The sequence below is a fragment of the Ruegeria arenilitoris genome (assembly GCF_013035315.1).
Classification (GTDB): Bacteria; Pseudomonadota; Alphaproteobacteria; order Rhodobacterales; family Rhodobacteraceae; genus Ruegeria; species Ruegeria arenilitoris_D.
The window spans coordinates 283,040-295,811 of the sequence record NZ_WQHP01000002.1 but is presented as its reverse complement, the minus strand read 5'-3'; the positions used below and the strand labels follow the sequence as shown (position 1 = coordinate 295,811).

The following is a 12,772-nucleotide window of genomic DNA, read 5'->3' as shown; positions in this document are numbered from 1 at the left end:
TCCTTACACGCGCTCGATCAGGGTCGAGATGCCCATTCCACCGCCGATGCACAGCGACAGCATGGCGCGTTTGGCATTGCGCCTTTCCAGTTCGTCCAACATGGTCGACACCAGCATCGCGCCGGTTGCACCCAGAGGGTGACCCATAGCAATAGAGCCGCCGTTGACGTTGGTGATTTCGTGGTCGATGCCCAGATCCTTCATGTACCGCATCGCGACCGAGGCGAACGCTTCGTTGATTTCCCACAGGTCGATGTCATCTACGGTCAATCCGGCCTTATTCAGGCACTTTTTAGCGGCTGGCCCAGGACCAGCCAGCATGATGACCGGATCCGTCGAGATCATTGCGGCCTGCACAATACTCCCGCGTGGTTCAAGCCCCAGATCCTTGCCCGCCTGTTCCGAGCCGATCAGCACCGTCGCCGATCCATCCACGATGCCAGAAGAGTTTCCCGGCGTGTGAACATGGTTGATGCGCGCAACTTCGGGGTATTTCGACAACGCCATCTCGTCAAAACCGTAGCTCCCCATCGCGGCAAAGGACGGATTAAGCGCCCCCAGTTTCTGCATGTCTGTATCAGGCTTAATGAAGTCATCCCTTTCGAGGATGGTAAGGCCGCCTTCGTCCCGGACGGGCACCACAGACTTATCGAACCAACCGCTGTCTCGCGCATGCGCCGCGCGGCGTTGGCTTTCCATCGCAAACGCATCCACGTCCTCACGGCTGTAGCCGTCGATAGTCGCAATCAGATCCGCGCCAATACCCTGCGGCACAGCGCGTTGATCGATGATCATGTCGGGGTCCAAATACATGGCACCTCCAGCCGAGCCCATGGGCACACGGCTCATGGATTCCACACCCCCGGCAACCATCAGATCTTCCTGCCCGGCCACGATTTTGGCCGCGGCCGTGTTCACGGCCTCTAATCCAGACGCGCAAAACCGGTCTATTTGAACGCCGGATACCGCTTCATCCCAATGAGCGGCCTGAACCGCACCTTTGGCAATATCGCTTCCCTGATCACCGACAGGCGATACACAACCCAGCACAACGTCACCAACGCGGCTGGTGTCCAGGTCGTGGCGGCTCTGCATTTCGCGCAGCAGCCCTGCGGCCAGTTGAACCGGCTTGACTTCGTGAAGTGTTCCGTTGGCCTTCCCCCTCGAACGCGGGGTACGGATGGCATCGTAAATGTAGGCAGCGCTCGCCATTTTGGTCCTCCGGCGTCAATTTTTCTTGTTAAAGTGGCAGCGCTGGTGACCGGCAACAATGATCTGGAGATACAAAAAAATAGACATTATCTTACACCTATGACTGTTCTCATTCCGGCCGTTTTTGCCGAAAATCTTCTGCAGGGTGTTACGCGGCGTGGCGGTGATCCGGCGGCCATACTAAAACGCGCCGGGCTGAGCGGCATCACCCAGCCGATGACGCATCCCAGTTTTGTCAAGCTGGTCATGACGGTAACTCTGACACTGGATGACGAACTGGGCGGATTGCAGGACCGACCACAACGCATCGGCAGCACGGCAATTCTTGCGGCACATGCCAGCCACGCTGAAACTCTGGGCGAAGCCTATCGGCGGACCGTGCAATTCATGGATGTTCTGGACAACTCCTTCCGCTACCGATTTCGCGAAGAAGGCGAGAGCGCCATTTTCGAGATGGAGCGCATCCCTGGGAGGGTGGTCCTGAACGAGTTGGCCGTTGAAATGATTGTGGTGCTGGTCAATCGCATGCTTGCCTGGCTTGCGGGAAACAAAGGGGCCGTCAACCGAGCGTGGTTTGACTACGCAAGCCCCATCCACGCGCCGATCTACCGTGCCATGTTCCTTCAAGCGCCTGTGCAATTTGAGCAATCGACCAGCGGGCTGGCAATTCCACGTTCTCTGATGAAATTGCCTTTGGTGCGGACCGAAGACCAGGCCATGGCTTATGCTCGGCGGACGCCATTGGATGCGTTTCTGCCGATGGATGGGACGACTGGCCTTGCGCTTGAAGCCGCGCTGGCTATCGACACGATCCTGACACGGGACGGGCGGCTAGCCGATATGGAGGAGATTGGTCGCCGCCTAAACATGCCCAGCCATCGGCTGCGACGCACCCTCAAGCGTGAAGGCGTAGATTACTCAGACCTGCGGAAACAAGTCAGGCGGGATCTGGCCGTGCGGCTGCTGACAACAACGGACTTACCCATTGAGGCCGTAGCCGCAAGATGCGGGTTCAGCGAGGCCAGTGCGTTTATTCGAGCCTTTCGAGGCTGGACAGGCCTCACCCCGCGTACGTATCGGGTTTCGGACCTGTGAACCGACCTATTCGCCCAACAATCCCATCTGACGCACGGCCAAATCGCGCATGATCTCTTCTGAACCCCCGCCAATGGCCATGATCTTGATCTCACGCCACACACGCTCAACCGGATTGCCCCGCATGTAAGCGGCACCTCCAAAGACCTGCATCGCCTCAGAGGCGACAAATTCCAGCGACTTGGTGGCCTGTGCCTTGGCCTTTGCCAATTCTGCCACGGGCATCAAACCCTGTTCTATGGCCCAGCAAATACGCTCAATATAGGCCTCGTTCATATCAATCCGGGCCGACATCTCGGCGAATTTGTGATTGATTACCTGATGTTCGATCAGTCGCTTGCCAAAGGTTTCCCGCTCACGCGCCCATTCCAGCGCGCTGTAATAACAAAGCTTCATCATACCAAGCGAAGCAGAAGTCAGCCCAAGGCGTTCAAAGTTGAAGTTGTTCATGATCGCGATGAAGCCCTTGTTTTCGGGGCCAAGCAAAGCACTGCGGTCCACTTCGCAATCGTCGAGGTGTAGCGTGGCCTGCTGTGAACTGTGCCAACCCATCTTGCGCCCCAGTGGTGTACGACTGAAACCCGGCGCGTCATAGGGCACCAGGAACAGTGAGATACCAGCTAGGCCTTGCCCTCCGGTTCGGGCGCCGATGACGAACCACTCGGCATCCATTCCACCGGTGATATAGGTTTTCTCACCGTTCAGAATCCATTTTCCTCCCTGAAACTCGGCGCGTGTCTGGATATTGGCAACGTCCGAACCCGCGCCGGGTTCGGTGATGCCCAATGATGACATCATCCGGCCTGCGATGATTTCGGGAAGCACTGTCTTTTTGAACTCTTCCGAGGCGAATTTGGCGATCGGACTGATCGAAATCGTCCGTCCGCCAAGTGCCGCGCCAATGCCGGACGCGCCGCAGCCGAATAAGATCTCACTGTAGTCGTGGCGCATGAAGGCATTGTCAAACCCCAATCCCCCATATTCCTCGGGGATGCCAAATCCGAAAACGCCGAACTCTGCGACCTTCGCGTGCAATTCCCACGGGATACCACAGTCCGCTTCCCACTGCTCGATATTGGGTTTGATTTCAGCGTCCACAAACCGGCTGAAGTTTCGCCGAAAGGCATCGCGTTCTGGCGTCATGAACGGGGAAGGCAGGGTCATTCGGCGTCCTCGATCTGTATTTGTGTTTCAGGCAGCACCTGCAGTTGGCTTTCCATCATGCGGGCAAAGCGATCCATCATCTGCGTCAGGTATTCGGGCGACGAGACGAATTTTTCGTGCAGCAGAAGTCCCCGCAAAAAGTTCCGCGCTATGCTCCACAGAAGGTCCGTGTCTTCGCGGCTTCCGGTAACGCTGACGTACTGGCCCGAGATCAGATCCAAGTTCGACCTGTCCCAGTCGCGCAGGCTTTGTTCCAACAGTCCAAACAAGGCGGTATCCGTCCGGCAGGCGACCAGGATCTCGACAATGGCACGCCCGCCAGAGGAGTTCACGATGTTGGCCCAGGACGACATGATCAGTTCATAAACGGGGGGCGGGGGTCGGCCCCGATTCCAGATCGGGGTTTGCGCATTGTCCAAAAGGCGCATCGCAGTCGCCGCAACCAAGGCCTGCTTGGTGGGGAAATGATGCGTAATTGCCCCGCGCGATATACCTGCCTTGGCCTGTACTTTTGCAAAGGTCGTCTCGGCGTAACCAAGCTGATCCAGACAGGCGACGGTCGCGTTACAGATCTTAGCCCGCATGTCACGCGACCGGCGGTCCTGAACCGAGGGTTTCTTTGATGCTATGTTCATCATGTTCCGTGGCGTCGTGGCGGCAGTTCACTGTTGACCGATGCGATCGACAAATCATAAAAACAGAACAGTCGGTCTGTAAAGCGTGGATCGCGATCCAAATGGGAGAGACGTAGCGTGACGAAACCTCTGCGGATCGGAGGAGCAAGCGGGTTCTGGGGGGATGCCCCTCATGCCACACAGCAATTGCTGCGCACGCCGGGCTTGGATTTCTTGGTCTACGACTACCTGGCTGAAATTACGATGTCTATCATGGCGCGCGCGCGCCTGAAGGATCCGCAAAAGGGGTATGCGGCGGACTTCGTTTCTGACGTCATGGCCCAAAACCTGACCCGGATCGCCGAGGCTGGGGTGAAGGTCTTGTCAAATGCAGGTGGCGTCAATCCAAGCGCCTGCGCCGAGGCCTTGCGCGTGATGTCCGCTGAACTTGGACTGGATTTGAAGATTGCCGTCGTCGAAGGCGATGACCTGATGCCGCGTGTGGCCGAGTTTGCTGACCGAACCGAGATGTTTTCGGGCGCGCCAATGCCCAGTGAAGACAAAATCGCATCGATAAACGCATACATCGGCGCGGGCCCGATAGTAGCTGCGCTACAGGCCGGGGCGGACATTGTCATCACGGGCCGCTGCGTGGACAGCGCGCTGACGTTGGCGGCGTGCATGTATCACTTTGGCTGGCAGCATGACCAATATGATCTGCTCGCCGCAGGGTCTCTGGCTGGCCATCTACTGGAATGCGGCCCGCAATCGACAGGCGGTAATTTCACCGATTGGGAGATGGCGGGCGATATCGCCCTGATCGGATACCCCGTGGCCGAGATCAGCGCGGATGGCGCGGCTGTTCTAACCAAGCCCGAAGGCACAACAGGCTGTGTGACACCTGCTTCGGTCTGCGAGCAGATGCTTTATGAGATCGGCGATCCGCAGTCGTATACACTGCCAGATGTGATTTGTGATTTTTCGAACGTTCAACTCGAGCAAACCGATCCTGACCGGGTACGCGTCACGGGCGCGAAAGGGCGCGCGCCCACCGGGCAGCTCAAAGTGTCTGTGACCTGGGCTGATGGATACCGCGCGGGTCTGACCCTTCTGATCAATGGGCGCGACGCCCGGCAAAAGGCAAAGGTCTTTGCGCAAGCTGGTCTGGACCGCGCTCGCGCTGTTCTGCAGCAGATGGGCGCGCCGGATTACCGCGATGTCTCGTTCGAAGCGTTCGGTGGACGGCCCGGCGACGGGGACTATGAAGAGATTTCGTTCAAGGCGGCTGTGAAGCACGATGATCCCCGCGCCGTGGGCCTGTTCCTGCGAGAGTTGACCGGAGCCGCGCTGGCCACGCCGCCGGGGATGCACATCTTTACCGGAGGCGGGCGCCCCAAGCCATCACCGGTGGTGGCACTGTTCTCATTTTTGGTTCCAGAAACCATACTGACTTACCGGGTGGCCGTCGATGGAAAGGACATTCCCTACAACTCTCCACCAGTCGCCCCGCAAAACCCCGCGCCTGTCCGGGCCAATATCCCAAAACCTGCCGAGCAGAGTGTGTTGGACTGGGAAGAACGCCCGCTGGAAGACCTGGCTTGGGCAAGATCCGGGGATAAAGGTGACAAAGCGAATATCGGTGTTATCGCGCGTAGCCCAGCCTACCTACCCTATATCTGGTCCGCATTGACCGAGGACACGTTGTCAGCTGTTTTTGCCGATTTTCTGTCGGGTTCCGTCGAACGGTACTACCTGCCCGGTACGCACGCGATGAACATCGTCCTGAACGAAGTTCTAGGCGGGGGCGGCGTCGCTTCGCTGCGCAATGACGCGCAGGGTAAAAGCTTTGCCCAAATCCTGCTTGCCACACCAGTCAAGGTCCCGGCGGGACTGATCGCAAATTCCGAGCAAGGAGATTTCTGATGGGTTTTGTCAGCCAGGTTGTCCGCGACTCTGAGGCCTTTGCAAAGAACCGGGCTGATATGCTGGCGCTCGTCGATGAGATGCGCGCGCTAGAGGCACGGCCCGTTGCGCTGTCAGAAAAACGACGCGAACGGATGGAGGCGCGCGGTCAGATCACGCCTCGTGACCGTTTGGCGCATCTGCTGGACCCAGGCATGCCGTTCTTGCAACTGCATGGTCTGGCAGGTTTTTGCGTCGATACGGATGACCCGGCAAAGTCGGTGCCGGGTGCCTCGCTGATCATTGGGATCGGCTTCATCTCGGGTGTGCGCTGCATGATCATCGTTGATGACGCAGGTATCAAGGCAGGCGCCATGGTTGAAATGTCCGGCGTCGCTTTCCTGAGCGCCCAAGACATGGCCCTGAAACAAAACCTGCCCTTTGTGCATCTGGTGGAAAGCGCCGGGGCAAACCTTATGGAGTACAAGGTCGAGTTCTGGGCCAATGGCGGCAAGCTGTTTCGCAATCTGGCCCGCCATTCGGCCGCTGGCTTGCCCAACCTCGCGGTGCTGCACGGACCGTCGACTGCTGGTGGTGCTTATATGCCGGGCCTGGCCGACTATGTGGTCGGGGTCAAGCAAAACGGCATGGCCGCACTGGCCGGGGCTGCATTGGTCTACGCGGCGACGGGCGAAAAGGCCAATGATCGCGATCTGGGTGGATCAGAGATGCACGCGACGACCTCGGGTCTTGTGGACTATCTGGCCGAGGACGATGCTCATGGCATCGAAATGGCGCGAAGTGTGATGGCGCGATTGGACTGGAACAAATCTCTGCAGCAGCGCCGTAGTCTTGAGATACAGCCACCAAAGTACGACGTGGAGGAAATCGCGGGCATTGTGCCGATTGATTACCGCATTCCCTATGACGTGCGCGAGGTTGTCGCGCGTATCGTGGACGGTTCGGACTTCGACGATTTCAAACCGGACTACGGCTCGGCCACTGTCTGCCTGCAGGCCGCAATCAACGGGATTGCTGTGGGCATTATTGGCAACAATGGACCCTTGGACCCGGCAGGGGCCAACAAGGCTTCGCAATTCATTCAGCTATGCGGGCAAGCCGACCTTCCGTTGATCTTCCTCAACAATATCACGGGCTTCATGGTCGGCACTCAGTATGAGCAGGGCGGCATGATCAAACATGGCGCCAAGATGATCCAGGCTGTGACCTCGGTCGATGTGCCCAAAATCACGCTCTATATCGGGGCCAGTTTCGGGGCCGGAAACTATGGCATGTGCGGTTATGCCTATGATCCTGATTTCCTGTTCGCATGGCCCAACGCCGCAACCGGTGTGATGGGTGGCGAACAGGCGGCTGGAACGATGGAAATGGTGGCGCGCGCGGGATTCAAACGCAAAGGGATCGAACCGGACGAAAAGACGCTGGCAGCGCAGAAAGCCGGGATCACGGCACATTTCACCCGGCAAGAAAACGCGTTTTACACCTCGGGCCGGTGCATTGATCACGGAGTCATCGACCCACGCGACACCCGCCGCGTGTTGGGCTTTTGCCTTGAAACTTGCCTTGAGGCCCGCGCGCGTAAGGTCAAACCCTCCTCTTACGGCGTTCACAGGTTCTGATCATGCTGCCAACTTCGCCGTATCTGGACCTTGAGCTTACGGGTCGATGGCTGACCGTATGGTTCAACGACCCGGAAAAACGCAACCCGCTGACCCAAGAACGCGTACACGCCTTGCTGGAACTGTGCGCCGCGCTTCAAAACGCGCCGATCCAGGGCGTCACATTCCGTGGACGTGGTGGATGGTTTTGCGCCGGTGGCGATTTGAAAGCTTTCAAATCCGGCGTGCAAGGCGGTGCATCGCGGCAGGATTTCATCCGACTAAGCCTGCAGGCCGCCGACCTTTTTGATGCCATGGCAGCACTGCCGCAATTCACGGTCATGGTCGTCGAAGGCGCGGCCATGGCCGGTGGCTTCGGGATGGTCTGCACGGGCGATATGGTCATCGCCAGTGAAGGGGCCCGCTTTGGCCTGTCGGAAACCCGCATCGGTCTGACGCCGGCGCAAATCGCTCCGTTTGTGGTGGCCCGGATCGGATTGCCCGCCGCCCGGCGCTTGATACTGAGCGGGGCAATGATCGACGCGAAGGATGCTTTGGGATTGGGTCTGGCGGATCAGATCACTGCCACCAGAGACATGGACTGTGCCCTGGCGGACGTCCAGAACAGTGTTTTGGACGCTGCGCCACAAGCCATGTCAGCGATCAAACGACAATTGATCCAGATGCCCTACCAAAACCGCGAGGAACAACGGCAAGAGGCGGCGGAAAGCTTTGCCGATCGCATGTTGTCGGACGAAGCGCGTGAGGGGATGTCGGCCTTTTTTCAGAAACGAAAACCCAATTGGGCAGGGGGATGACCAATGGCATTTGACACAGTTTTGATTGCCAACCGTGGTGAAATTGCTGTGCGTATCCTGCGGACAGCCCGGTCCATGGGTCTGCGCACCATAGCGGTTTACACGACCGCTGACGCCCTGGCACCGCACGTTGCGCTGGCGGACGTAACCGTCTGGATCGGCGAGGGGCCTGCTGGCGACAGCTATTTGAATGGTGACCGGATCATCGCCGCAGCTCTGGAAGCCGGGGCAGGGGCAATCCATCCCGGCTATGGCTTTCTGTCTGAAAACGCCGAGTTCGTCGCAGCCGTTGAGGCCGCCGGTCTGATCTTTATCGGTCCCGATTCCGAAGCTATTCGCTTGATGGGCGACAAAGCCGATGCAAAACGCCTGATGGTCGCCGCAAACGTGCCCTGCGTGCCTGGGTATGAGGGCGCGGATCAGTCCGACGCAGTCCTTGTCGCAGAGGCAGGCAAAATAGGGTTTCCCCTTATGGTCAAGGCCGCCGCGGGCGGCGGTGGGCGTGGGATGCGTCTGGTCTCGGATGCGTTGGCTCTGCCTCAGGCAATTGTCCTGGCGCGATCCGAGGCTGAAAACGCCTTCGGTTCGGGCGCTTTGATACTGGAAAAAGCCATCTCCAACGCACGCCATGTCGAGCTGCAGGTCTTCGCGGATAGGCAGGGCAACATCATTCACTTAGGCGAACGGGATTGCTCGGTCCAGCGCCGCCATCAAAAGGTGGTAGAAGAAGCCCCGTGCCCGACGCTGTCACCAGAAATGCGCGCAAGAATGGGCGCGGTGGCGATTGAGGCGGCCCGCGCGGTCAACTATCGCGGGGCCGGCACCGTCGAGTTCCTGCTGGAGCCATCCGGCGCCTTCTATTTCCTGGAAATGAACACCCGCCTTCAGGTTGAACATCCGGTGACCGAAATGATCACCGGCCTTGACCTTGTGGCGCTGCAGATCTCTATCGCACAGGGCAATGCCCTGCCCATCTCACAAGAAGACGTATCGCTTGATGGTCATGCCATTGAGGTCCGCCTTTATGCCGAGGACCCCAGCAACGGGTATCTACCGGCAACCGGCCCTGTCGATTTGTGGCAACCTGCCACCGGCCCGGGCGTGCGCGTGGATGCAGGGGTTCAGTCGGGGCAGGAGGTCTCACCTTTCTACGACCCCATGCTCGCAAAGATCATCGCGCATGGACCGGACCGCGAAACGGCCCGAAACAGGCTGATCAAGGCTGTGAAGGAAACGGAGCTTTTGGGGACAGTCACGAATTCTGAGTTTTTGGCCGATGTGCTTGCACATCAGACTTTCGCGGCAGGGGAGGCAACGACTGACTTTCTGGATCAGACCTATCCCGACGGCTTTCCTTCCGCGCCGGCCCAGGACTGCGATGTCGCTTTGGCGCTCGCGTTGCTGTTGGAGGCTGACAAGGAGCATGCCAAGGCAATGGCCGGATATGTTTCGCCGGATCAGCTCGGCTGGTCCAGCGCCGCTTTGCCGCCGATGACTGCAAATTTGCTCTGCGGAGAGGTTCAGACGAAGGCACGCGCCAACGCACACCCCGGCGGCTGGACTGTCTGGATTGAGGACCACAAGTTCGAGATCAGTCTTCCAAAATGCCACAACGGGAAAATTCGCGCGCAGATCAACGACCAGACTGTCGAGGTCGTTGCACGGGTCCGTGATGACACGGTCCAACTCGCCATAGGCGCGCGGCGTTTGGCCTTCAGTCGCCTCCGCCCCGGTCGGAGTGGGGAAACAGACCAAGCCGGAGGACGCGTGATCGCCCCCATGCCAGGCCTGCTGATCGAAGTGGCCGCGAAGCCCGGCCAGGTGGTGACCAAAGGCGAGCGTCTTGCCGTGCTTGAAGCTATGAAGATGCAGCACCAGATCACGGCCGCTGTGGACGGGGTCGTCAGCGCCGTTCATGTGTCTGCTGGTCAGCAACTTACGATGGGAGCTGTAATGATCGAGATCGATGAGAGCTAGATGAACTCGGATCTATGCCAAAGGTTTGGTATCGAGTTCCCACTCATTGCGCCCGGCCACTGCCGATACGTCGCAGCGGCTGTATCGCGGGCGGGCGGCATAAGGGTCAAACAACTGACCCCATACTGGATCGGGCAGGGGGCGGCCTGATGGACGAGGCAACCTCGGTGGCGGTGGTGGTACGGGACTTTAAAGAAATCTATCTGGCCGCAATCGAACGGCCGAACGCAACGTTGGAGGAATAAGCGGTGCAACAGGCAAAGGACTTTCTGGACGAGAGCGAGGCGCTGTATGCCATCTTGGCCAACGTAACGGGCGACCAATGGGAAACGGCCACGCAGTTTAAAGGGTGGACATTGAACGACGTCCTTGTGCACCTGCATTACTGGAACCAGATGGCTGACCTGTCTCTGCAAGACCCCGAGGCTTTTACGGCGCGCATCGGTGCCTTGTTCACCAAAGCCAAGGCCGAGGGGCTGCGCAAAGCGGAAAACGAGGCAATTACTCTGCGCAGAGATGAGCTGCGCGATGAATGGCGGGCGCTCTACACTGAAATTGGATCACGCTGGGCCGATCTGGATCCCAAGCATAGGGTAAAATGGGCCGGGCCGGATATGTCTGTACGCTCGTCAATCACCGCTCGCCAGATGGAGACATGGGCACACGGGCAAGAGGTGTTCGACATTCTAGGCGTTGAACGGGTCGAACAGGACCGGATCAAAAATGTCGTCATCCTGGGCGTCAACACATTTGGCTGGGCTTATCAGGTCAATGGAAAGTCGATACCAGACGCAATGCCTCATTTGGAGCTGACCGCACCGTCCGGGGCCGTTTGGGAGTTTGGCGAGCCGGGTGACAATCGTATCACGGGATCAGCGGTTGAGTTTGCGCAGGTTTCTGCGCAAACGCGAAACATCGCGGATACCTCGCTTCGGGTCGAAGGGCCGATCGCGACCGAATGGATGTCGATCGCGCAGTGTTTCGCTGGAGGGCGGGAAACACCCCCTGAACCCGGCAGCCGCCATATAGCGTAAGTTGCCACAAAGATAGGATTGCTGGTTGAATGCAAGGGGCAAACCGGGCACAGAAAAGCAAAACAAGGCGACACCATGCTTCAGTTCAACGTAACAAAACTGGCGGCTGGCCTGATCGTGGCGGTCATTTTTGGCTGGATATTGATTATCGGGAAAAGCCTGTTGTTGCCGGTGCTGTTGGGCATCATCGGTATCTACATTCTGGATTCGACAGCCTCTACAATCGGAAGAGTCCCGGGTCTGCGGAAGATTCCGCGCCGCGGGAGGCGCTTGCTGGCCCTGCTCGCGATTTTCCTGCTGTTTGTGCTGATGGGCGTTTTTCTCGAAGCAAATGCGCAGGCTGTCGCGCAGAACATCCCACGCTACAAGACGAACCTGAACGCGCTGATTGAATCCGGCATGTCCATTTTGGGGGTCAAAAAACTGCCGGATTGGTCCACGATCGAACAGACGCTGTCAGGAAAGTTTGACTTCCTGGGATTTTTGCAGGGAACGCTTTCCACAGTTCAGGGTTTCGGAACAGTCATGATGATGACAATCCTCTACATCATCTTCATTCTGACCGACCTCGACGATATGCCGGAAAAGGTTCGGAAGGCATTTGGTGATGCCGAAACGTCAGACCGGTCCCTCAAGATCGTCGCACAGATCAACCAGAAAATCGGCAGCTACCTCAGCGCCAAGACGCTGATCAATGTCATCCTTGCGCTGATCTCATTCGTGATCATGCTGCTATTGGGGATCGAGTTTGCCCTGTTCTGGGCCATCCTGATCGGGTTGTTGAACTACATCCCGTACCTGGGCTCAATCCTTGGGGTCCTGTTCCCGGTGATGCTCAGCCTCGTTCAATTTGGGGGCTTGTGGCATGCTGGAGTTGCCTTTGTGGCGCTGATGGCGGCTCAGCTTTTTGTGGGGAACATTCTCGAGCCCCGTTTGGTCGGAAACTCAGTGAACCTGAGCGGCTTCATGGTGTTGTTCTCACTGACAATCTGGACAGCTATGTGGGGGTTGGCCGGTACCATTCTGGCGATCCCCTTGACCGCTGTAGTGATGATCATCCTGTCGCAAATCCAATCAACGCGGCCGCTGGCAATTTTGATGTCGGAAAGTGGCGAACTGGATTGATCGGGTCATCTAGTTTGACCGAAATGCTGAAAAGTGAATAGCTGCCTAGCTCAGGCTCAATTTTGTGCGAAATGAGCGGTTTTCAGGCAAGCGCGGCACCGTTGTGTGGGTTTTTCGCCTATTTTTTCACCATTGCACTGCGAGGTGCCGTAAATTTAGTCGACGAACAAGGAAATCTGGCCGGTTGCCCGTCGCACCATAGTGTCCGCTGC

10 protein-coding genes are annotated in these 12,772 nt (G+C 58.1%); 7 read left to right on the top strand and 3 right to left on the bottom strand.

Translation table 11 applies throughout. The features are described from left to right. Positions 1–3: 3 nt before the first annotated feature. Positions 4–1,212, bottom strand: coding sequence for an acetyl-CoA C-acetyltransferase (locus tag GOV53_RS06110; protein WP_170464758.1), 1,209 nt, complete (start codon positions 1,210–1,212; stop codon positions 4–6). A 99-nt stretch (positions 1,213–1,311) separates the two neighbouring features. Here GOV53_RS06110 and GOV53_RS06105 point away from each other — a divergent pair, with 99 nt between their 5' ends. Then, positions 1,312–2,307, top strand: coding sequence for an AraC family transcriptional regulator (locus GOV53_RS06105; RefSeq protein ID WP_170464757.1), 996 nt, complete (start codon positions 1,312–1,314; stop codon positions 2,305–2,307). Positions 2,308–2,313: 6 nt separating this feature from the next. Here GOV53_RS06105 and GOV53_RS06100 read toward each other — a convergent pair whose 3' ends face one another. Then, positions 2,314–3,471 carry an acyl-CoA dehydrogenase family protein gene (locus GOV53_RS06100; protein ID WP_170464756.1) on the bottom strand — a complete coding sequence of 386 codons (1,158 nt, stop codon included), beginning with the start codon at positions 3,469–3,471 and terminating at the stop codon, positions 2,314–2,316. Next, positions 3,468–4,106: a TetR/AcrR family transcriptional regulator gene (locus GOV53_RS06095; RefSeq protein ID WP_170464755.1), complete on the bottom strand. Its 639-nt coding sequence runs from the start codon at positions 4,104–4,106 to the stop codon at positions 3,468–3,470. The genes GOV53_RS06100 and GOV53_RS06095 overlap by 4 nt, the downstream gene beginning before the upstream one ends. Before the next feature lie 117 nt (positions 4,107–4,223). On the opposite strand from GOV53_RS06095, the gene GOV53_RS06090 reads away from it, so the two are divergent. The 6 genes from GOV53_RS06090 (at position 4,224) to GOV53_RS06065 (ending at position 12,560) form a co-directional block, all read left to right on the top strand. Then, complete coding sequence (locus GOV53_RS06090; protein WP_170464754.1) at positions 4,224–6,008, top strand: acyclic terpene utilization AtuA family protein; 1,785 nt, start codon at positions 4,224–4,226, stop codon at positions 6,006–6,008. Further along, positions 6,008–7,627: an acyl-CoA carboxylase subunit beta gene (locus GOV53_RS06085; protein WP_170464753.1), complete on the top strand. Its 1,620-nt coding sequence runs from the start codon at positions 6,008–6,010 to the stop codon at positions 7,625–7,627. Before GOV53_RS06090 ends, GOV53_RS06085 begins: the two co-directional genes overlap by 1 nt. A 2-nt stretch (positions 7,628–7,629) precedes the next feature. Beyond that, positions 7,630–8,424 carry an enoyl-CoA hydratase/isomerase family protein gene (locus GOV53_RS06080; protein ID WP_170464752.1) on the top strand — a complete coding sequence of 265 codons (795 nt, stop codon included), beginning with the start codon at positions 7,630–7,632 and terminating at the stop codon, positions 8,422–8,424. A 3-nt stretch (positions 8,425–8,427) separates the two neighbouring features. Further along, positions 8,428–10,401, top strand: coding sequence for an acetyl/propionyl/methylcrotonyl-CoA carboxylase subunit alpha (locus GOV53_RS06075; protein ID WP_170464751.1), 1,974 nt, complete (start codon positions 8,428–8,430; stop codon positions 10,399–10,401). A 248-nt stretch (positions 10,402–10,649) separates the two neighbouring features. Further along, complete coding sequence (locus tag GOV53_RS06070; RefSeq protein WP_170464750.1) at positions 10,650–11,435, top strand: TIGR03084 family metal-binding protein; 786 nt, start codon at positions 10,650–10,652, stop codon at positions 11,433–11,435. Between the two features lie 75 nt (positions 11,436–11,510). Next, a complete protein-coding gene (locus GOV53_RS06065; protein ID WP_170464749.1) occupies positions 11,511–12,560 on the top strand; it encodes an AI-2E family transporter in 1,050 nt (349 codons plus the stop codon). The last annotated feature ends 212 nt before the right edge of the window (positions 12,561–12,772 follow it).